The sequence below is a fragment of the Burkholderia sp. MR1-5-21 genome, assembly GCF_053427715.1.
This window is the reverse complement of record NZ_JBSAXD010000002.1, coordinates 220,882-242,974: the sequence shown is the minus strand read 5'-3', so window position 1 is coordinate 242,974 and position 22,093 is coordinate 220,882. Positions and strand designations below refer to the sequence as shown.

The following is a 22,093-nucleotide window of genomic DNA, read 5'->3' as shown; positions in this document are numbered from 1 at the left end:
CAATGGCGGCGAGCGCGCAAATACGGAATGAACTCGCGAAATGAAGCCGCAAAATGAACCCACGATCACGAACGGAGCACGCGATGAATTTGAAATGGTTTCTGTTTTTCTTCAACGGCCGGATCGGGCGCCTGGAATGGTGGATTTACACGGTGATCACCGGGGTGATCAGCCTGTTGGTCGACGCAATGACGCGCGATGCCGGCGACGACGCGCCGATCTGGCTGGTGCTGAGCGTTCTCGCGATCGCCGTGCTCGCGGTATGGACGTGTCTCGCGGTCGGGGTCAAGCGCCTGCATGACATCGACAAATCCGGATGGTGGCTGCTGCTGTACCTCGTCCCGATCGTCGGCCCGATCGCACTGCTGGTGATGCACGGCTTCCTGGCCGGGACGCCGCACGCGAACCGCTTCGGCGAGCCGCTGAAGAAGGGCGACGACGCATCGTCCGCGGAAGGCGACCGCGCTTGATGCCGTTCCCGGCATGCTCCGAATAAACCCTTAAATATTGATCAGACGGGTTGCGCATGGCCGCGAAACGGTCCAGCATAGCCCTCACTTCGCCGGCGGCCTGCCGGCGGTGGCGTGTGAACGCCCTGCGCGCGCCCGGCAGCCGGCCGTCTGCCTCGCAACTCTTTCCGTGGTACCGACAGCATCGATGGCCGTTGTCCGGGACATGTGGCGCAAACGTTTGCTCACAATAAAACAACAGGTGGCCCCACGGGGCCAGTCGCCAGGAGATGTGTATGAATGTCACCTTTCGCCGTCGTTTCCTGACCGCCGCGCTCGCGGCCGTCGCGCTCGCCGCCGCGCCGATCGCCCATGCCGAGGCGGCCGGCAAGCCGAAGGTCGCGCTCGTGATGAAGTCGCTCGCCAACGAATTCTTCCTGACGATGGAAACCGGCGCGAAGGAATATCAGAAGCACAACGCGAGCCAGTTCGACCTGATCACGAACGGCATCAAGGACGAGACCGACACCGCGAACCAGATCCGCATCGTCGAGCAGATGATCGTGTCGAAGGTCGATGCGATCGTGCTCGCGCCGGCCGATTCGAAGGCGCTCGTGCCGGTCGTGAAGAAGGCCGTCGACGCCGGCATCATCGTCGTCAACATCGACAACCGGCTCGATCCGGACGTGCTGAAGTCGAAGAACCTGAACGTGCCGTTCGTCGGCCCCGACAACCGCAAGGGCGCGCGCAAGGTCGGCGATTTCCTCGCGAAGAAGCTGAAGGCCGGCGACCAGGTCGGGATCGTCGAGGGCGTGTCGACGACGACCAACGCGCAGCAGCGCACGGCCGGCTTCCAGGACGCGATGAAGGCGGGCGGCATGAAGGTCGTGTCGGTGCAGTCGGGCGAATGGGAGATCGACAAGGGCAACGCGGTTGCGTCCGCAATGCTCAACGAATACCCGAACCTGAAGGCGCTGCTGTGCGGCAACGACAACATGGCGATCGGCGCGGTGTCCGCGGTGCGCGCGGCCGGCAAGCAGGGCAAGGTGGCCGTGGTCGGCTACGACAACATCAACGCGATCAAGCCGATGCTGAAGGACGGCCGCGTGCTCGCGACCGCCGACCAGTACGCGGCGAAGCAGGCCGTGTTCGGCATCGACACGGCGTTGAAGGCAATCGCCGAGCACCGCAAGCAGGCCGACATGTCCGGCGTGGTCGAGACGCCGGTCGATCTCGTGACCAAGTAACGCCGCCCGGATCGGCTGCCGCCCTCAAGAATCCGGTGCGGTGGCCGTTATCCGGGGTGAGCGCGATCACGGCCCCAGCGTGCCACTTGTGAGCGTCAATCCCGCGTGCGCCGCGCGCGCGGCCGCAACCAGGATCGCGATGGAACCGACCTTCGAACCTTCCCGTTCAGCCGTCCCCGTGCTGACCGTCTCCGGCATCGGCAAGACCTATGCCGAGCCGGTGCTCGCGGACGTGTCGCTGACGCTCGCGCCGGGCGAGGCGCTTGCGCTGACGGGCGAAAACGGCGCCGGCAAGAGCACGCTGTCGAAGATCGTCGGCGGGCTCGTCGCGCCGACGGCCGGCGCGATGCAGATCGGCGGCCGCGCGTATGCGCCGGCGAGCCGCACGCAGGCCGAGGCGCTCGGCGTGCGGATGGTGATGCAGGAGCTGAACCTGCTGCCCACGCTGTCGGTCGCCGAGAACCTGTTCCTGAACCGTCTGCCGCGCCGCTTCGGCATCATCGACCGCCAGCGGTTGCGCGACGACGCACGCGCGGCGATGGCGCAGGTCGGGCTCGACGACGTCGATCCGGATACGCCCGTCGGCGCGCTCGGGATCGGCCACCAGCAGATGGTCGAGATCGCGCGCAACCTGATCGGCGACTGCCGCGTGCTGATCCTCGACGAACCGACCGCGATGCTGACCGCACGCGAGGTCGAGCTGCTGTTCGCGCAGGTCGACCGGCTGAAGGCGCGCGGCGTCGCGATCGTCTACATCTCGCACCGGCTCGAGGAGCTCGCGCGCGTCGCCGAGCGGGTCGCGGTGCTGCGCGACGGGCGGCTCGTGCATCTCGGCGACATGGCCGCGACGACGACCGAGCGCCTCGTCACGCTGATGGTCGGCCGCGAGGTCGGCGAGCACATCGACCTCGGCGCACGTCATTTCGGTGCGCCGCGGCTTGTCGTATCGGGGATGACGCGAGAGCCGGCCGTGCGGGACGTATCGCTCGAGGTGCGCTCGGGCGAGATCTTCGGCATCTCGGGCCTGATCGGCGCCGGGCGGACCGAACTCCTGAGGCTGATCTATGGCGCGGACACACCGGACGCGGGGATGATCGCGGTCGGCGAACCGCTCGAGCCGGCCGAGATCCGCTCGCCGGTCGACGCGGTGCGGCACGGGATCGCGCTGATCACCGAGGACCGCAAGGGCGAGGGCCTGCTGCTGTCGCAGTCGGTCACCGCGAACGTGTCGCTCGGCCAGCTCGACCGGCTCGCGCGCGCAGGCATCGTCGACGGCGCCCGCGAGGCGGCGCTTGCCGAGCGGCAGATCGACGCGCTGCACATTCGCACCCATGGGGCGTCGCAGCCGGTCGGCGAGCTGTCGGGCGGCAACCAGCAGAAGGTCGTGATCGGCCGCTGGCTCGCGCGCGACATGGGCGTGCTGCTGTTCGACGAGCCGACGCGCGGAATCGACGTCGGCGCCAAGTTCGAGATCTACACTTTGATGGGTGCACTCGCCCGCGAAGGGCGCGCGCTCGTCGTCGTGTCGAGCGACCTGCGCGAGCTGATGCTGATCTGCGACCGGATCGGCGTGATGTCGGCCGGCCGCATGACGGCCGTGTTCGAGCGCGGCAACTGGACCCAGGATGCGCTGCTGGCCGCGGCGTTCGCCGGCTTCGGCCGCCACGAGGCCGCGCGCGATCCCGATGCCTGGAAGGTACCGCCGGCCGAGCCCGGCGCTTCGACGACAGGACGACCACAATGACGCAACCCCCCGTTTCCCCGACCGACGCGCCCGTGCACGGCGCGAGCGGGCGCCGCGCGCGCACGCTGTCCGGCACGCGGCTCGGCGTGTCGAACTACCTCGGGCTCGCCGGCGCGCTCGCCGCGATGATCGCGCTGTTCTCGACGCTGAGCTCGCACTTTCTGACCTACGACACGTTCAGCACGATCGCGAACCAGATTCCCGATCTCGTCGTGATGTCGGTCGGCATGACGTTCGTGCTGATCATTGCGGGCATCGACCTGTCGGTCGGCTCGGTGCTTGCGCTGGCCGCGTCGATGGTCAGCGTCGCCGCGCTCAAGTGGCAGTGGGGGCCGCTGCCCGCCGCGCTGCTCGGCATCGCGGTCGCGGCCGTGACGGGCACGCTGACGGGCGCGGTCACGGTCGGCTGGCGGATTCCGTCGTTCATCGTGTCGCTCGGCGTGCTCGAAGCCGCGCGCGGGCTCGCGTATCAGCTGACGAATTCGCGCACCGCGTACATCGGCGACGCGTTCGATTTCCTGTCGAACCCGATCGCGGTCGGCATTTCGCCGGCGTTTCTGATCGCGGTGGGGGTGATGATCGTCGCGCAGTTCGTGCTGACGCGCACCGTGTTCGGCCGCTATCTTGTCGGAATAGGCACGAATGAAGAGGCGGTCCGGCTGGCCGGGGTCAACCCGCGGCCGTATAAAATTCTCGTATTCGCGCTGATGGGCGCGTTCGCGGGGCTGGCGTCGCTGTTCCAGATCTCCCGCCTCGAGGCGGCGGATCCGAACGCCGGCGTCGGACTCGAGCTGCAGGTGATCGCGGCGGTCGTGATCGGCGGCACGAGCCTGATGGGCGGCCGCGGGTCGGTGATCAGCACGTTCTTCGGCGTGTTGATCATCTCGGTGCTGGCCGCGGGGCTTGCGCAGATCGGCGCGAACGAGCCGACCAAGCGGATCATTACCGGGGCGGTGATCGTGGTGGCGGTCGTGCTCGACACATACCGCAGCCGGCGCGCTCGCGCCCGGTAAAAACAACAGAACAGACCAGAGAGAAACGGGATATGGCGACGATCAAGGATGTGGCGGCCATGGCGGGCGTGTCGTTTACGACCGTGTCGCACGTGGTGAACAATTCGCGGCCGGTGTCCGCGGACGTGCGCGCGAAGGTCGAAGTCGCGATTCGCGAACTGAACTACGTGCCGTCTGCGGTCGCGCGCTCGCTGAAGGCGCGCGCGACGGCGACCATCGGGCTCGTCGTGCCGAACAGCACGAATCCGTACTTCGCCGAGCTCGCGCGCGGGATCGAGGATCAGTGCGCGGCGAACGGCTATTGCGTGTTCTTCTGCAATTCGGACGACGACCCCGTCAAGCAGCGCAACTACCTGCGCGTGCTGCAGGAAAAGCGCATCGACGGGCTGATCGTCGCGTCGGCCGGCGAGGACGCGGTGCTCGCGCAGACGCTCGCCGACACGCACGCGCCGCTCGTCGTCGTCGACCGCAACATCGAGGGGCTCGCGGCCGACCTCGTGCAGATCGACCACGAACGCGGCGCGTACCTCGCGACCCGCCACCTGCTCGAACTCGGCCACGCGAAGATCGGCTGCATCACGGGGCCCGTGGAGACGGCCGTCAGCGCGATGCGCGTGCACGGCTTCATCCGCGCGATGGCCGAGCGCGGCATCGAGATCGTGCCGGGCGCGATCGCGCAAAGCGACTTCTCGTGCCTCGGCGGCTATCACGCGGCGTCGCGGCTGTTCGAAACGGTGCGGCCGAGCGCGATCTTCGCGGGCAACGACCTGATGGGCGTCGGCGCGCTGCGCGCGGCGGCCGAGCGCGGGATCCGGGTGCCGGAAGACTGCTCGATCATCGGTTTCGACGACATCGAATTCTCCCGCTACACGTATCCGGCGCTGTCGACGGTCGGCCAGTCGGTGCGCGCGCTCGGCGAGATGGCTGCGCAGACATTGATCGAGCGGATCGGCGGCGGCTCGACGGCCGCGCCGAGCCGGCGGCGCGTCGTGTCGCCGCGTCTCGTGCTGCGCGAGTCGACCGCCGTGTACCGCGAGCCGGCGCCGGCCGGGGGCGGCGCATGACGGCGCGTACGACGGGCGTCGCGGGCGCCGGCCGCGTGGCCGTCGTCGGCAGCCTCAATATGGATCTCGTCGTCCGCGCGCCGCGCTTGCCGCTGCCGGGCGAAACGCTGGCCGGCCATGCGTTCGCGCAGGCGGCCGGCGGCAAGGGCGGCAACCAGGCCGTCGCCGCCGCGCGGCTCGGCGCGCAGGTCGCGATGATCGGCTGCGTCGGCGCGGATGCACACGGCGCCGCGCTGCGCGCCGGTCTCGAGGCCGAAGGCATCGATTGCACGGGGCTTGAGACGAGCGCGACCGCGGCAACCGGCGTCGCGCTGATCGTCGTCGACGACGCGAGCCAGAACGCGATCGTGATCGTCGCGGGCGGCAACGGCGAGGTGATGCCGGACGCGGTCGCGCGCCACGACGCGGCGATCGGTGCGGCCGACGTGCTGATCTGCCAGCTCGAGACGCCGGCGGACGCCGTGCTCGCCGCGTTGTCGGCCGGGCGTCGCCTCGGCCGCACGGTCGTCCTGAATCCGGCCCCGGCCGTCGCGCCGCTGCCGGCCGGCTGGCTGCCGCTCGTCGATTACCTGATTCCGAACGAAGTCGAGGCGGCCGCGCTGACGGGGCTGCCGGTCCGCGATCCGGCCGACGCCGACGCGGCCGCCCGCGCGCTGCAGGCGGGCGGGGCGCGCAACGTGCTGATCACGCTCGGCGCGCGCGGCGTGCTGGCGCTGACCGCGGACGGCACGGCGCAGCACTACCCGGCCCCGGCGGTGCAGGCCGTCGACACCACGGCGGCCGGCGACACGTTCATCGGCGGTTTTTCCGCCCGGCTCGCGGCCGGCGACGACGTCGATTCCGCGATCCGCTTCGCGCAACGCGCGGCCGCGATTTCCGTCACGCGCGCGGGCGCGCAGCCGTCGATCCCGACGCTTGCCGAACTGGCCGGCTGACGCGCCGCCTCGCGCTGCGTGTGCCGATGGGCGTCGCCGCCCGATGGCATTCGCGGTGCGCGCTCGCCCGCGTGCGCCCGGCGCCATCCACTCCTGTCACTTCGCTCAACGATTATGCGTCAATGCGCGCGATTGTTTCTTTTCATGAAATTTACAGACGAATTGTTCGTGAAATTGCTGTGAATGCCATCAAGTCGCGTGCTTTGTTGTCGTAAATGCGTCCAGAGAAGCGAATGCTTCCGAGCGGCGGGCGTCGCCCGCAAATGACGACGCAAGACAGGAAGAAAGATGGTGTTCACAGACCTGACGATCCGCGCGCGCATCGGGTTCACGATGGCGTTTCTGGCCGCACTGCTGTGCGTGATCGGCGTACTGGGCCTGCTCGGCATGGGGCGCGCGAACGACGCGAGCCGCGACATTTTCATGAACCAGATGCCGAGCGCGGTCAACGTGGCGGCTGCCGAGCTGTTCGCCGCGCGCGAACGCCTTGCGCTCGATCGCGCCGCATTGCTGGCCGGCACGCCTGACTCGGCGGCGGCCGTCGAGCGCGGCCACACGATGCGCACGCAGTCCGACGCGTGGTGGCAGAAGTATCTGGACCTGCCCCGCGGCGCGGAAGAGGACCGGCTTGCGCAGGATGTCGCTGCGAAGCGGCAGACGCTGCAGCACGCGTTCGATGCGTTCGCGCCCGTGATTGCGGCGAACGATCACGACCGGATCGCCGACGCAGCGAAACATCTGCAGGTGCTCTACAACGACCTGGCTGTGTCGAGCGAAACGCTGCGCAACTTCCAGTTCACCGATGCGCAGGCGAGTTTCAGCCGCGCGGAATCCGTGTACGGCACGCTGCGGATCGTGTCGATCGTCGCACTCGCGGCGGGCCTCGGCGCCGCGCTGCTGTCGTACATCGCGCTGAGCCGGGCGATCGGCCGTCCGCTCGCGGACGCGCTCGCGCATTTCGACGCGATCGCCGCGGGCGACCTGCGGCGCCGGATCGTTGTGAAACGCCGCGACGAAATGGGCCAGTTGCTGGACGGTCTCGCGAAGATGCAGCGCGGGCTCGTCGAGACCGTGGGCACGGTGCGCGGCGGCAGCGAGTCGATCGCGACGGCGGCGAAGCAGATCGCGGCCGGCAACATCGACCTGTCGTCGCGCACCGAGGAGCAGGCGGCGGCGCTGCAGGAAACCGCGTCGAGCATGGAGCAGCTGACCGGCACCGTGAAGCAGAACGCGGACAACGCGCGCCAGGCGAGCGCGCTCGCCGCGAACGCGTCGGAGATCGCGAACAAGGGCAATGTCGTCGTCGGCCAGGTGGTCGGCACGATGGGCGAAATCAACCAGAGTTCGGCGAAGATCGCGGACATCATCACGATCATCGAAGGCATCGCGTTCCAGACCAACATCCTTGCGCTGAATGCGGCCGTCGAGGCCGCACGCGCGGGCGAGGAGGGTCGCGGCTTCGCGGTTGTCGCGGGCGAGGTGCGCAGTCTCGCGCAACGCTCGTCGGCGGCGGCCAAGGAGATCAAGATGCTGATCGATGCGTCGGTCGCGCGGATCCGGTCAGGTTCGACGCTCGTCGACGAGGCAGGGCGCACGATGACGGACGTGATCGGCGCCGTGCAGCGCGTGACCGACATCATGGGCGAGATCGCGGCGGCCTCCGAGGAACAGAGCGGCGGCATCGACCAGGTCGCGCGCGCGGTTGCGCAAATGGACGAGGTGACGCAGCAGAACGCGGCGCTCGTCGAGGAAGCGGCCGCGGCCGCGCAATCGCTCGAAGAGCAGGCCGCGCGCCTGCGCGAGACGGTCGCGGTGTTCCAGTTCGACGACGGCGCGATGCAGCGGCAGTTTGCTGGGGCGGCCGGGGCGGCCGCCGGTCATGCCGCGCCGCGCGCATTGGCGCCGCTGCCGACGGCCGCGCGCAACGGCGCCGACGCGCCCGCGCCGCGCGCAGCCGTCACGCCGCCGCCGGTTCGCAAGACGGCGCCGGCACCGGCCGCTGCCGCTCCGGCGCTGGCGGCTGCCGGCGACGACGACTGGGAGACGTTCTGACGCAACGGAACGATGCACGCACGACGCATCTATCCCCATTTGCAGGAACCGAAACGCCCGCATCAAGCGGGCGTTTCTGCATGCGCGACCGGCGCGGGAAATCTTCGCGCGCGGCGTCGTTCGCGCCGCGACGCGGGCGCATCGCCGCATATGTCATACGGGTATGTCCGTAAGGGTTCCACGCGAAAATAATTTGTAACGACGGCATTTGCGTGTCGTCGAAAACGCAGGCTCGAACGTCTAGGGAGGAAGGGGAGACGGCGGTGAATTTCGCGACGGCCGGCACGTCCAACGCACAGGACGTTCCGGTGTTCGATGAGACACGGCGGATGCAACGACGGACGCAGTTTCGGCAGCTCGGGAGATCGATTGTAGAGCGACGAAAAAAGTTCGTCCAAGCCGTGTGACGTCGATGACGAAGTTCCTGCAACGAGTTCGTGAAAAAAAATAAGAATGGGTTTACGATGAATTCGAACGCGCTTGCTTCTGCGCAGTCACACGAAGGCAGGCACGTCTTCAGACTAAGGCGAGGGAGGTAGCATGGATATTTACAGCAGCTTCGCGAACCGCTTCGAAAAAACGCGAGAAGAAGAGTTCTCGCTGGAGGAGTACCTCGCGCTCTGCAAGAACGATCCATCCGCGTATGCTGCGGCCGGCGAACGCATGCTGGCGGCAATCGGGGAACCAGAACACATCGATACCCGCAACGAGCCGCGCCTGTCGCGGATCTTTGCGAACAAGGTCATCAAGGTCTATCCCGCGTTCCGTGAGTTCTACGGAATGGAGGAAGTGATCGAGCAGGTGGTCGCGTACTTCCGGCACGCCGCGCAAGGGCTCGAAGAGAAGAAGCAGATCCTCTATCTGCTCGGTCCGGTGGGCGGCGGCAAGTCGTCGATCGCCGAGCGTCTGAAGCAGCTGATGGAGCGCGTGCCGTTCTATGCGCTGAAGGGCTCGCCCGTCAACGAATCGCCGCTCGGGCTGTTCGACTACGACGAAGACGGCCCGATTCTCGAAGAACAGTACGGCATTCCGCGCCGCTACCTGAAATGCATCCTGAGTCCGTGGGCCGTCAAGCGCCTGCACGAATACAACGGCGACATCCGCCAGTTCCGTGTCGTGCGCCGCTATCCGTCGATCCTGCGGCAGATCGCGATCTCGAAGACCGAGCCGGGCGACGAGAACAACCAGGACATTTCGTCGCTTGTCGGCAAGGTCGACATCCGCAAGCTCGAGCAGTACGCGCAGGACGATGCGGACGCATACAGCTACTCCGGCGGCCTGTGCCTCGCGAACCAGGGCCTGCTCGAGTTCGTCGAAATGTTCAAGGCGCCGATCAAGGTGCTGCACCCGCTGCTGACCGCGACGCAGGAAGGCAACTTCAAGGGCACCGAGGGCTTTGGCGCGATTCCGTTCGACGGGATCATCCTCGCGCACTCGAACGAGTCGGAATGGAAGGCGTTCAAGAACAACCGCAACAACGAGGCGCTGCTCGACCGGATCTTCGTCGTGAAGGTGCCGTACTGCCTGCGCGTGTCGGAAGAGGTGAAGATCTACGAGAAGCTGATCCGCAACTCGTCGCTCGCCGAGGCCGTGTGCGCGCCGGGCACGCTGAAGATGATGTCGCAGTTCTCGGTGCTGTCGCGCCTGCACGAGCCGGAAAACTCGAGCCTGTTCTCGAAGATGCAGGTGTATGACGGCGAGAACCTGAAGGACACCGACCCGAAGGCGAAGTCGTACCAGGAGTACCGCGACTACGCGGGCGTCGACGAGGGCATGACGGGCGTGTCGACGCGCTTCTCGTTCAAGATCCTGTCGCGCGTGTTCAACTTCGACTCGACCGAGGTCGCGGCGAACCCCGTGCACCTGATGTATGTGCTCGAACAGCAGATCGAGCGCGAGCAGTTCCCGCCGGAAACCGAACAGAAGTACCTGTCGTTCGTGAAGGACGTGCTCGCCTCGCGCTATGCGGACTTCATCGGCAAGGAGATCCAGACGGCGTACCTCGAATCGTATTCGGAGTATGGCCAGAACATCTTCGACCGCTACGTCACGTATGCGGACTTCTGGATCCAGGACCAGGAATTCCGCGATCACGACACGGGCGAGAGCTTCGATCGCGCCGCGCTGAATGCGGAGCTGGAGAAGATCGAGAAGCCGGCCGGGATCAGCAATCCGAAGGATTTCCGCAACGAGATCGTGAACTTCGTGTTGCGTGCGCGGGCTGCGAATGCGGGCAAGAACCCGGTGTGGACGAGCTACGAGAAGCTGCGCGTCGTGATCGAGAAGAAGATGTTCTCGAATACCGAGGAACTGTTGCCGGTCATTTCGTTCAACGCGAAGGGCTCGGCCGAGGAGCAACGCAAGCATGAGGACTTTGTAAACCGGATGGTCGCGAAGGGCTATACGCCGAAGCAGGTGCGGCTGCTTTGCGACTGGTACCTGCGTGTACGCAAGTCGTCATGACCTGCGTTGCGCAGCGCCCGTGCGGCTCGGCCGCACGGGCAACTTCAGAGACGCCGCCCGCATGACGGGAGACGGCATGCGGCGAGCGTCCCGGCATATCGACATTCGAGCGGGAGACCGGGCGTGCTTCATCAAATCATCGACCGCAGGCTAGCCGGCAAGAACAAGAGTATTGCCAATCGCGAACGCTTTCTGCGTCGCGTCAAGAACTACATTCGTCGTGCCGTGTCGGACGCGGTGCGCGATCGTAGCATCAAGGATATCCAGAGCACGCAGAGCATCACGATCCCGCGCAAGGACATCGCCGAGCCGACGTTCCGGCACGGGCCGGGCGGGCGCCGCGAATACGTGCATCCGGGCAACGAGGACTATGTGCGCGGCGACAAGATCCCGCGTCCGCAAGGCGGCGCGGGCGGCGGCGGGAGCCAGGCCAGCAACGAGGGCGAAGGTCAGGACGACTTCGTGTTCGAGCTGTCGCGCGACGAGTTCATGCAGTATTTCTTCGACGATCTCGAGCTGCCGCGCCTCGTGAAGACGCACCTGCTGACGGTGCCGAGCTGGAAGAACGTGCGCGCGGGCTGGGCGGCGGAAGGCACGCCGAACAACATCGACATCGTGCGTTCGCTGAGGAGCGCGCTCGGGCGCCGCATCGCGCTCGGCTCGCCGCTCGTCAACGAGCTGCACGAGCTCGAGGCGCAGCTCGAAGCGCTGAAGAACGACTCCGAAGACCGCCGCGCGGAGATCGCCACGCTCGAGGATCAGATCCATCACCTGAAGGGCCGCATCTGGCGGATCCCGTTCATCGATCCGTTCGACCTGCGCTACATCAACCGCGTGAAGCAGCCGCAGCCGTCGAGCCAGGCCGTGATGTTCTGCCTGATGGACGTGTCGGGCTCGATGGACGAGCAGCGCAAGGATCTCGCGAAGCGCTTCTTCATCCTGCTGTACCTGTTCCTGAAGCGCAACTACGAGCGCATCGAGGTGGTGTTCATCCGCCATCACACGCGCGCGGAAGAGGTCGACGAGGACACCTTCTTCCATTCGACCGAGAGCGGCGGCACGGTCGTGTCGAGTGCGCTCGAGCTGATGCGCAAGGTGATGAACGAGCGCTACTCGCCGACCGAATGGAACATCTACGGCGCGCAGGCGTCCGACGGCGACAACTGGACCGACGATTCGCCGAAGTGTCGCAAAATGCTGGAAGAGGATATCCTCACGAAGACGCGTTACTTCGCGTACATCCAGGTCGCACCGGAAGAGCAGAATCTCTGGCTGGAGTACGCGCAGCTGATGCAGTCGCAACCGCATCTCGCGATGAAAAAAGTGGAATCGGCTGCCGACATTTACCCGGTGTTTCGCGAATTGTTCGAAAAGCAGGTGGAAATGTCATGACATCCCGCCATCTGCACAGCGAATCGCGCGGCTACGAGCCGCACCGATCCGGCGACGACACCGCAGGCCATGCCGCAACGCAGCAACGCGGTCGGGCCGAACCGTCGACGCCGCCCGCGGACTTGCCCGGTGCCGGGCAGAAGGAAGCGCGTATGAACGTTGCCGATCGCAGGCCGCTGCCGTGTCCGTCCGACTGGACCTTCGAGTTGCTCGAGGAGTACGACACGCACATTGCGCAGGTCGCCGAGCAGTATGAACTCGACATCTACCCGATCCAGCTCGAGCTGATCAGCGCGGAGCAGATGATGGACGCGTACGCGTCGGTCGGGATGCCGGTCAACTACCGACACTGGTCGTTCGGCAAGCATTTCCTGTCGACCGAGAAGAGTTATCGCCGCGGCCAGATGGGGCTCGCGTACGAAATCGTCATCAACTCGAACCCGTGCATCGCGTATCTGATGGAAGAGAACACGATGACGATGCAGGCGCTCGTCATCGCGCACGCGGCGTACGGGCACAACTCGTTCTTCAAGGGCAACTACCTGTTCCGGCTGTGGACCGACGCGCACGCGATCATCGACTACCTCGTCTACGCGAAGAACTACGTCGCCGAATGCGAGGAGCGCTACGGTCTCGACCGCGTCGAGGAATTGCTCGACTCGTGCCACGCGCTGATGAACTACGGCGTCGACCGCTACAAGCGGCCGCAGAAGCCGTCGCTGTCGAAGGAAGCGGCGCTGCGCCGCGAACGCGAGGCGTACCTGCAGTCGCAGATCAACGAACTGTGGCGCACGCTGCCGAGCAGGAAGCCCGAGCAGATGGAGGAGCAGGAAGACCGCTATCCGCCGGAGCCGCAGGAGAACCTGCTGTATTTCGCGGAGAAGAACGCGCCGCTGCTCGAGCCGTGGGAGCGGGAAGTGATCCGCATCGTGCGCAAGATCGGCCAGTACTTCTATCCGCAGCGGCAGACGCAGGTGATGAACGAAGGCTGGGCGACGTTCTGGCATTACACGCTGCTGAACACGCTGTACAACCAGGGCAAGCTGGAAGACGGCTTCATGATGGAGTTCCTGCATTCGCACAGCAACGTGATCTACCAGCCGCCCGTCACGAAGCCGTACTACAGCGGGATCAACCCGTATGCGCTCGGCTTCTCGATGATGAGCGACATCCGGCGGATCTGCGAGGCGCCGACGGACGAGGACTACAAGTGGTTCCCCGAGCTCGCGGGCAGCCCGTGGCTGCCGGCGCTGCACTATGCGATGCGCAACTTCAAGGACGAGAGCTTCATCGCGCAGTACCTGTCGCCGCACCTGATCCGCGAGATGCGCCTGTTCTCGGTGCTTGACGACGACATGCGCGATTCGCTCGAGGTGTCCGCGATCCACGACGACTCCGGCTACCAGTACGTGCGGCAGGCGCTGTCGCGTCAGTACGACATCCATCATCGCGAGCCGAACATCCAGGTGTGGGCGGTCAACACGCGTGGCGACCGCAGCCTCACGCTGCGCCATTTCATGACCGACAACCGGCACCTGTCGAACGACAGCGACGAGGTGCTCAAGCACATGGCGCGGCTGTGGCAGTTCGACGTGTACCTGGAAAGCGTCGACGAGGCAGGCACGGTGCGCAAGCGCTACGAGTGCCGCTATACGCCGCCGGAGATCCGCCTGTGAGCATGGCCGCCCGGTCGCGGACCTTGCATCGGACGCCAGCCTTCGGGCTGGCGTTTTCAATTGACGAGGCGCCGGCAGGAGAAGCATTCTCTCCATCCGGACGAACCCCGAAAGCCCGTTTCTTTACGTTTCGCTAAAATCCCGATGCGCGATGCGCCGGAACCGGTGCCACGCCTATCCGCACGCGGCGGTCTCGCAGCCGCCACGCCCAAAAGCACTAGAAAGGAACAGACCATCCCATGGACGTCCAGACCGACCAAGCCGTGCTGTCCGCGCACGATACCCGGCGGCGCGTGTTCGCCATCGTCGGCGCCTCATCGGGCAACCTCGTCGAGTGGTTCGACTTCTACATCTACTCGTTCTGCGCGCTGTACTTCGCGCCCGCGTTCTTCCCGAGCGGCAACACGACGACGCAGTTGCTGAACACGGCCGGCGTGTTCGCGGCCGGCTTCCTGATGCGCCCGATCGGCGGCTGGCTGTTCGGCCGCATCGCGGACCGGCACGGCCGCCGCACCGCGATGATGATCTCGGTGCTGATGATGTGCGGCGGCTCGCTCGTGATCGCAGTGCTGCCGACCTATGCGCAGATCGGCGCGTTCGCGCCGTTGCTGCTGCTGGTCGCGCGCCTGTTCCAGGGGCTGTCGGTGGGTGGCGAGTACGGCACCAGCGCGACCTACATGAGCGAGGTCGCGCTGAAGGGCCGGCGCGGCTTCTTCGCATCGTTCCAGTATGTGACGCTGATCGGCGGCCAGCTGTGCGCGCTGCTCGTGCTCGTGATCCTGCAGCAGACGCTGTCGAACGCGGAACTGAAGGCGTGGGGCTGGCGCATTCCGTTCGTGGTCGGCGCGGCGGCCGCGCTGATTTCGCTGTATCTGCGCAAGTCGCTCGACGAGACGTCGACGAGCGCGTCGCGCGACAAGAAGGACGCCGGCACGATCCGCGGCGTGTGGCAGCACAAGGGCGCATTCTTTACGGTGGTCGGCTTCACCGCCGGCGGCTCGCTGATCTTCTACACGTTCACGACGTACATGCAGAAGTACCTCGTGAACACGGCCGGCATGCACGCGAAGACGGCCAGCAACGTGATGACGGTCGCGCTGCTCGTCTACATGCTGCTGCAGCCGGTGTTCGGCGCGCTGTCCGACCGGATCGGCCGCCGCACGTCGATGATCCTGTTCGGCCTGGGCTCGGTGATCTGCACGGTGCCGCTGATGCATGCGCTGAAGGACGTGCAGAGCCCGGTCGCGGCGTTCGTGCTGATCACGGTCGCGCTGGCGATCGTCAGCTTCTACACGTCGATCAGCGGCCTCATCAAGGCCGAGATGTTTCCGCCCGAAGTGCGCGCAATGGGCGTCGGCCTGTCGTATGCGGTCGCGAACGCGCTCTTCGGCGGCTCGGCCGAATACGTCGCGCTGTGGTTCAAGTCGATCGGCAGCGAGGAGACGTTCTACTGGTACGTGACCGTGCTGTGCGCGATCTCGCTGATCGTGTCGTACCGGATGCGCGATCCGAGCAAGGAAGGGTATCTGCGTCACGAGCCGTGATCCGGCGCGTCGCGCGCCTGGCGACGCACGAACGGCGTTCCGCGCGATGCGGGACGCCGTTTTTTTCGGCGGGCAGTGCGGTTGCGCGGCGATGCGAAAGCAAGAGCGAGCAAGCGCAAGCTCATCGCGCCGCATCCGATAAGGATATCGAAATCGCTTCGTTGCCGGCAGAGCGCGAACCGCTTAATCTGGGCCCGTAGTTCGTGTGACACCTCCTTGACTGGGATTCGCGCCCGCTGCCTGCAGCGGGCGTTTTTTTGTGCGGCACGTGCGCTGCGCGTCGATGCACGTCGCGGTCAGCCCGGCCGAATCGGGCGTGCCGTCCGCGGCTGCCTTCATCACGAAAGCCGCTGAGCAAAGCAGCATTTGTTGGTTCGAATCGGCGCGACCCGCTGGTACGTTAGCGGCTTCGCGGCATCACTCCGCCGCGATATTCCTCGAACCGGGCCGCCGCGCGATCCGCGGCGGCCGTCATGACAAATCAGGTCGTGCTCATGAAAATCCACATTCTCGCTACGTGGCTCGTCGGGGTTGCGCTCGTGACGGCGGGCACCGCCGCGCATGCGGACCGCCTCGACGACATCAGGAAGGCCGGCGTGCTGCGCGTCGCGACGTTCGACAGCAACCCGCCGTTCGGCTATGTCGATGCGAAGACCAACCACATCGTCGGGCTCGACGTCGATTACGCGAAGGCGCTCGCCGACAAGCTCGGCGTGAAGCTGCAGCTGCAGCCGACGAACCCCGCGAACCGCCTTCCGTTCCTGACCTCGGGCAAGGTCGATCTCGTGCTCGCGAATTTCACGATCACCGACGAACGCGCGAAGCAGGTCGATTTCAGTATTCCTTACTTCTCGTCGGGCCAGCAGTTCCTCGCGAAGAAGGGCGTGCTGAAATCCGCCGATCAGTTGAACGTGCTGCGGGTCGGCGCGGACAAGGGCACGACGAACGAGATCACGCTGCGCGAAAAATATCCGAAGGCGACGATCGTCGCGTATGACGACACGCCGTTCGCGTTCGCCGCGCTGCGCGCCGGCAACGTCCAGGCGATCACGCAGGACGGGCCGAAGCTGATCGGCCTGCTCGCGAACGTGCCGGACAAGCAGAACTACGAAATCCCGCCGTTCACGATCTCGAATGACTACATGGGGGTCGGCGTGCCGAAGGGCGAGACGCGCCTGCTCGGTTTCGTCAACGACACGCTGAAGGGGCTCGAGGCGAACGGGCGCGCGGTGCAGATCTACGACGCATGGTTCGGCCCGACGACGAAGACGCCGCTCACGCGCATCTTCCGGATCGGCGACAGGACCTGATCCGGTCGTCCCGCGCCGCGCGCCGTATGGCCGGACCGGTCGGCCACGCCGGCGCGCGGATCGCAGCGCATCCCGCTTCTTTCCCGTTTTCTTCCAGTTCCTTCCGATGATCGCGGGCGCGGCGCGCCCGCACGATACCCATGTTCGGCATGTTCGGGTTGGCTCCCAAATACCTGTCGTGGCTCTGGCAGGGCTTTCTGCTGACGCTTGGCCTCGCGGCCGCGTCGGCCGTCGCCGCGACGGCCGGTGGGCTCGCGCTCGCCGTGCTGCGCCACGCGCGAGCTCACGTGCTGCGTGCGATCGCCGCGGGCTATATCGTCACGTTCCGCAATACGCCGCTGCTCGTGCAGCTGCTGTTCTGGTATTTCGGTGTCGCGTCGCTGCTGCCCGACACGTGGGTCGCCTGGCTGAATGCGCGCCATGCCTGGCACGCGGGCCCGTTCACGCTCGCCTGGCCGTCGTTCGAATTCGTCGCCGGCTGGGTCGGGTTGAGCACCTACACGGCCGCGTTCGTCGCCGGGGAATGCGAGGCCGGTCTGCGCGGCGTGCGTGACGCGCAGCGCGACGCAGCCGCGGCGCTCGGCCTCACGCCGTGGCAGTCGCTGCGCTACGTGATCCTGCCGCAGGCCGTGCGCATCGCGTTGCCGCTGCTGTTCGGGCAATACATGAATCTCGTGAAGAACTCGTCGCTGACGATGGCGATCGGCGTGGCGGAGCTGTCGTATGCGTCGCGGCAGGTCGAGACCGAGACGTTCAGCACGTTCGCCGCGTTCGGCGTCGCGACGGTACTGTACGTCGCCGCGGCGGCTGCGATCGAGGCGATCGCGTATGTGTCCGCGCAATGGCGCGACCGCCTGGGGGCAGGGCATTGACGATGGATATCACGCTGCTTGCCGGCAATCTCCCGTACTTGCTCGTCGGCGCATTCCCGGACGGGCCGCTCGGCGGCGCCGCGCTGTCGCTGGTGCTCGCGATCGCGTCCGCGTGCGCATCGGCGCTGCTGGGCGTCGCGCTCGGCGTCGCGATGGCGCTCGCGCGCGGGTGGGTGCGCATGCTGCTGCTCGCGTTCATCGGGTTCTTCCGTGCGATCCCGGTGCTGATGCTGATCTTCTGGACGTATTTCCTGATGCCGATGCTGCTGCACGTGGACGTGCCGGGGCTCGCGACGGTCGTGTGCGCGCTCGCGCTGATCGGCGGCGCGTATCTCGCGCACGCGGTGCATGCGGGTATCGTCGCGGCGGGTGCCGGGCAGTGGCAGGCCGGACTGTCGCTCGGGCTCACGCGCTGGCAGACGGTGCGCTACGTGCTGCTGCCGCAGGCGATCCGGATCATGACGCCGTCGTTCGTCAACCAGTGGGTCGCGCTCGTCAAGGACACGTCGCTCGCGTACATCGTCGGCGTGCCGGAGCTGTCGTTCGTCGCGACGCAGGTGAACAACCGGCTGATGGTGTACCCGGCGCCGATCTTCCTGTTCGTCGCCGCGATCTATCTGGTGCTGTGCACGTCGCTCGACGGTGCCGCACGCTGGCTGCTGTCGCGCCGCCCGCGCGCGGAGCGCATCGCAGGCGCGGCGGCCGAGCCCACGCAAGCCGCGCGCGGCGCGCGTCAGGACGCCGTGTAGTGCGTGTTGAAGACGGCGCGCAGCGTCGATTTGTCGCTGGCGAAGTCGCTCCACAGCGGGCCGTCGGTCTGCGCGAATGCGAACGGCGCAGTGTTGATCGACGCGAGGCGGAAGCGCCACGCTGCCGCTTCCTGGCGGAATGCGGTGCGCTGCATGTCGGACAGGTCCGTCTGTGCGCTCGCGAGCGTGACGAGCGGATCGACGGGCTGGTTGGCGATCCGCACCTCGAAGTGCAGGTGCGGGCCCGTCGCCGCGCCCGTCATCCCGACCGAGCCGATGCGCTCGCCCTGCTTGACCGTGTCGCCCACCTTGAGGCCGTGCGCGAACGCGGACAGGTGCGCGTAGTAGGTCGAATAGCCTTCCGCATGATCGACGATCACGTACCGGCCGTAGCCGCCCGGATCGGTGCCGACGAACGAGACGGTGCCGTCGGCGGCCGCGTCGACGCGCGTGCCGGTCGGTGCGGCGAGGTCGACGCCGGTGTGGAACGACATCGCCTGCGACAGCGGATGGATGCGCTCGCCGAAGAACGAGCTGATGCGCGTCCACTTGACGGGCATCGTGAACGCGGCGGCTTCGAGCGGCGCGCCGTCGAGCGTGTAGTACGCGCCCTTGTCGGCGCCCGGCGGCTTGAACCAGATCGCGCCGAACGTGCGGCCCGCGACGCGCAGCTCGAGCGCGGTGAGGCGCGGCGCATCGCCGCTCGCATCGAACGCGAGGCGGTAGTAGTCGCCGCGACGCGCGCTGTCGCGCATCGGCACCTTGCCGCTGACGAGATCGCCGAGCTGGATGCGCACTTCCGGCGGCAGGTCGAGGCGGTTCAGCGTATCGGACAGCGTCAGCTCGATGTTGCCCGCGCGCAGGCCGCGCTCGGCCTCCGGCGGTGCGAGCGTAAACAGGTTCGCGTAGCCGAGCATGTCGTTGCGATGCGCGCTGAGCGGTGCGAACAGGCCAGGCTGCGCGGTGCGCTCGCCGAGCGTCTGCGCGAGCTCGTTCGTGACGAAATGCTGCGCGGTCGGAAACGGCGTGTCCGACAGCACGCGCTGCGGCAGCGCGGCCGCGCCCGTGTCGATGGCGCCCGGCAGTTGCGACACGGCGGGCAACGTCACGGCCAGGCCGAGCGTGGCGAGGGCGCCGAGCACGGAGGCCGGCAGCAGCGCGCGCACGAAACGTCGGGCACGGGCGGGGCGCGCGGCGGGAAATTCAGGGTATGCGGCAGACTTGACCAAGGGTGTCCACATCCAGGAAAGCGGTTCGACGAAAGGGTGTGGGCAAGAGCCGCCAGCCGGACGCGCGTCGGGTGGCGACGGGACGGATGGCGGGCGTGCAACAAAACAGGCCCCTTCCGGGGCCCGTGTCGTTTCCGCTCGACCCAACGGCGCGGGACGCAGCCCGCTTCGAACGGCGGCGCGATTGCCGGGTCGGAACCCGGTTATCACGAAGACGCTAAATGTAAGTGACCGCGTCAGTCTACCGACGTTCCGTAAATTGTGAAAAAATTTAAATCAGGGTCGGTTTCGTCATTCCGGTGTGCGGAAAATCGGGATAAATCAGAATGTTTTGCGCATCCGAACCTTATTTCGGCAATTTTTGCGCACGGCGCCGTAGCGCTGCGGACTCGCGCACCGCGTCGAAACCGGCGTCGAGCATTGCCTCGGCATCGCTCCACAGATTGCCGCGCAGGCGGTTGGTCCAGACCATCGACGCGAACACGCCTTCGAGCAGCGACACGAGATAGACGGCCGCGAGATGCACGTCGAGATCGGCCGCGATTTCGCCGGCCGCGATCGCGCGGCGCAGCAGCGCCTTCGTGATTCGCAGCATCTGCAGCTCCAGCAGCATCCGGCGCCGCTGCAGCGCGCCGTTCTCCTCGCTCTGTTCGCACTTCGTATACAGGATCACGAGCACGCGCTGCATCGAGCCCGGTTCACCGCATTGCTGCAGGTAGTGCGATGCGGCGCGCCGCAGCGTGGCGAGCGCGGGGAGGCCATCGCCGGCGTCGAAGCCCTCGGACGTGCGCGCAAACGCGCGGTCGCACATCGCCAGACACACTTCCATCTTGTTCTTGTAGTGGCCGTAGACAGCGCCCCGCGACATGCCGGCGGCTTCCGCGAGGTCCGCCATCGCGGTTTGCGCGACGCCGCGCTCGAGCAGCACGAGCTCGGCGGCGTCGAGGATCCGGTGCTTGATGGCAAGCGATTCTTCCCGGGTCTTGCGGGCCATATTGCGAGATTCCTTACGTTTTGCTGTCGTTTTATTGAGACAGTATGACGACAAGTTTAAAGCTGAATGTAATTAATCAGTCGTGACTGATTATAATCAGCCGCCCTGAGCCGCCGCATTTTAAAGGCGGCGCACGATCCGAGGTCCATATGAACAAGAACAATCGCTCCCTGTCGCGCCGCGGGTGGCTGGCGCCGTTCGCGCTCGCGGCCGCGCTGGCCGTCGGCGGATGCGGAAACGGCGAACGGGACGGCGCGCCGGAGGCCGCGCGGCGCGCGACGGTGCTGACCGTGCGGCCGACCGAGGTGCCGCTGTCCGTCGAGCTGCCGGGGCGGCTCGACGCTTACCGGCAGGCGGAGGTGCGCGCGCGGGTCGCGGGCATCGTCACCGCGCGCACCTACGAGGAAGGCCAGGAAGTGAAGCAGGGCGCGGTGCTGTTCCGCATCGACCCGGCGCCGCTCGCGGCCGCGCGCGACGCCGCGCGGGGCGCGCTGGCGAAGGCGCAGGCCGCAGCGCTCGCGGCGACCGACAAGCGCCGCCGCTACGACGACCTCGTGCGCGACCGTGCGGTCAGCGAGCGCGATCACACCGAGGCGGTCGCGGCCGACACGCAGGCGAAGGCCGAGGTCGCGTCCGCGAAGGCCGAGCTCGCGCGTGCGCAACTTCAGCTCGACTACGCGACCGTCACTGCGCCGATCTCGGGCCGCGCGCGGCGCGCGCTCGTCACCGAGGGCGCGCTCGTCGGCCAGGACCAGGCGACGCCGCTCACGACCGTCGAACAGCTCGACCCGATCTACGTGAACTTCTCGCAGCCGGCCGCGGACGTCGAGGCGCTGCGCCGCGCGGTGCAAAGCGGTCGTGCGACCGGCATCGCGCAGCAGGACATCGCGGTGACGCTGATGCGCGCGGACGGCACCGCGTATCCGCTGAAAGGCAAGCTGCTGTTCCGCGATCTCGCGGTCGATCCGACCACCGACACCATCGCGATGCGCGCGCTGTTTCCGAATCCCGAGCGCGAACTGCTGCCGGGCGCGTACGTGAGGATCGCGCTCGACAGCGCGATCGACCGCCAGGCGATCCTCGTGCCGCGCGACGCGCTGCTGCGCACGGCGGACCGCGCGTCGGTGCGGGTCGTCGGCGCCGACGGCAAGGTCAAGGACGTCGAGGTCGCCGCCGACCGCATGTCCGGCCACGACTGGCGCGTGTCGCGCGGCCTGAAGGGCGGCGAGCGCGTGATCGTCGACAACGCCGCGCAGTTCGCGCCCGGCACCGCGGTCACGCCCGTCGAGCAGGCCCGGCCGCCCAAGGCGGAGCCATCCGCGGCTGCTGAAACGGCGGCCGCCCGACAAACCTGACCGGT

At 66.9% G+C, this 22,093-nt stretch carries 17 protein-coding genes; 15 read left to right on the top strand and 2 right to left on the bottom strand.

Annotated features, from left to right (window positions below):
* Positions 1 to 83 precede the first annotated feature (83 nt).
* The 14 genes from ACV229_RS03590 (at position 84) to ACV229_RS03525 (ending at position 18,510) form a co-directional block, all read left to right on the top strand.
* Positions 84 to 470: a DUF805 domain-containing protein gene (locus ACV229_RS03590; RefSeq protein WP_448081748.1), complete on the top strand. Its 387-nt coding sequence runs from the start codon at positions 84 to 86 to the stop codon at positions 468 to 470.
* A gap of 275 nt (positions 471 to 745) precedes the next feature.
* Positions 746 to 1,696, top strand: a complete 951-nt coding sequence (locus ACV229_RS03585; RefSeq protein ID WP_448081747.1) for a substrate-binding domain-containing protein — start codon at positions 746 to 748, stop codon at positions 1,694 to 1,696.
* A gap of 139 nt (positions 1,697 to 1,835) precedes the next feature.
* The gene (locus tag ACV229_RS03580; RefSeq protein ID WP_448081746.1) at positions 1,836 to 3,440 is read left to right on the top strand and encodes a sugar ABC transporter ATP-binding protein; all 1,605 of its coding nucleotides are present in this window, start codon (positions 1,836 to 1,838) and stop codon (positions 3,438 to 3,440) included.
* A complete protein-coding gene (locus ACV229_RS03575) occupies positions 3,437 to 4,453 on the top strand; it encodes an ABC transporter permease (protein ID WP_448081745.1) in 1,017 nt (338 codons plus the stop codon). Before ACV229_RS03580 ends, ACV229_RS03575 begins: the two co-directional genes overlap by 4 nt.
* Positions 4,454 to 4,485: 32 nt before the next feature.
* Positions 4,486 to 5,517 (top strand): LacI family DNA-binding transcriptional regulator, encoded by a 1,032-nt coding sequence (locus tag ACV229_RS03570; protein ID WP_448081744.1) that lies wholly within the window; start codon positions 4,486 to 4,488, stop codon positions 5,515 to 5,517.
* Positions 5,514 to 6,452, top strand: coding sequence for a ribokinase (gene rbsK, locus ACV229_RS03565; protein WP_448081743.1), 939 nt, complete (start codon positions 5,514 to 5,516; stop codon positions 6,450 to 6,452). The genes ACV229_RS03570 and rbsK overlap by 4 nt, the downstream gene beginning before the upstream one ends.
* 288 nt (positions 6,453 to 6,740) lie before the next feature.
* Complete coding sequence (locus ACV229_RS03560; RefSeq protein WP_448081742.1) at positions 6,741 to 8,504, top strand: methyl-accepting chemotaxis protein; 1,764 nt, start codon at positions 6,741 to 6,743, stop codon at positions 8,502 to 8,504.
* Between the two features lie 540 nt (positions 8,505 to 9,044).
* A complete protein-coding gene (locus ACV229_RS03555) occupies positions 9,045 to 10,967 on the top strand; it encodes a PrkA family serine protein kinase (RefSeq protein ID WP_448081741.1) in 1,923 nt (640 codons plus the stop codon).
* Positions 10,968 to 11,090: 123 nt separating this feature from the next.
* Positions 11,091 to 12,359: a YeaH/YhbH family protein gene (locus ACV229_RS03550; protein WP_448081740.1), complete on the top strand. Its 1,269-nt coding sequence runs from the start codon at positions 11,091 to 11,093 to the stop codon at positions 12,357 to 12,359.
* Entirely contained in the window at positions 12,356 to 14,035 is a 1,680-nt protein-coding gene (locus ACV229_RS03545; protein WP_448081739.1) for a SpoVR family protein, read from the top strand. The genes ACV229_RS03550 and ACV229_RS03545 overlap by 4 nt, the downstream gene beginning before the upstream one ends.
* Positions 14,036 to 14,274: 239 nt before the next feature.
* The gene (locus ACV229_RS03540; RefSeq protein ID WP_448081738.1) at positions 14,275 to 15,579 is read left to right on the top strand and encodes an MFS family transporter; all 1,305 of its coding nucleotides are present in this window, start codon (positions 14,275 to 14,277) and stop codon (positions 15,577 to 15,579) included.
* 494 nt (positions 15,580 to 16,073) lie between these two features.
* Positions 16,074 to 16,889: an ABC transporter substrate-binding protein gene (locus ACV229_RS03535; RefSeq protein ID WP_448081737.1), complete on the top strand. Its 816-nt coding sequence runs from the start codon at positions 16,074 to 16,076 to the stop codon at positions 16,887 to 16,889.
* 149 nt (positions 16,890 to 17,038) lie between these two features.
* Positions 17,039 to 17,761 (top strand): amino acid ABC transporter permease, encoded by a 723-nt coding sequence (locus ACV229_RS03530; protein ID WP_448081946.1) that lies wholly within the window; start codon positions 17,039 to 17,041, stop codon positions 17,759 to 17,761.
* A gap of 2 nt (positions 17,762 to 17,763) precedes the next feature.
* Positions 17,764 to 18,510 (top strand): amino acid ABC transporter permease, encoded by a 747-nt coding sequence (locus ACV229_RS03525; protein WP_448081736.1) that lies wholly within the window; start codon positions 17,764 to 17,766, stop codon positions 18,508 to 18,510.
* Here the strand turns inward: ACV229_RS03525 and ACV229_RS03520 are convergent.
* Both ACV229_RS03520 and ACV229_RS03515 read right to left on the bottom strand, forming a co-directional pair.
* Positions 18,495 to 19,751 (bottom strand): M23 family metallopeptidase, encoded by a 1,257-nt coding sequence (locus ACV229_RS03520; RefSeq protein ID WP_448081735.1) that lies wholly within the window; start codon positions 19,749 to 19,751, stop codon positions 18,495 to 18,497. The two genes, ACV229_RS03525 and ACV229_RS03520, sit on opposite strands and share 16 nt — an antisense overlap.
* Before the next feature lie 334 nt (positions 19,752 to 20,085).
* Complete coding sequence (locus ACV229_RS03515; protein ID WP_448081734.1) at positions 20,086 to 20,733, bottom strand: TetR family transcriptional regulator; 648 nt, start codon at positions 20,731 to 20,733, stop codon at positions 20,086 to 20,088.
* Between the two features lie 149 nt (positions 20,734 to 20,882).
* Between ACV229_RS03515 and ACV229_RS03510 the strand changes: the two genes are divergently transcribed.
* Positions 20,883 to 22,088: a MexX/AxyX family multidrug efflux RND transporter periplasmic adaptor subunit gene (locus ACV229_RS03510; RefSeq protein ID WP_448081733.1), complete on the top strand. Its 1,206-nt coding sequence runs from the start codon at positions 20,883 to 20,885 to the stop codon at positions 22,086 to 22,088.
* Positions 22,089 to 22,093 lie beyond the last annotated feature (5 nt).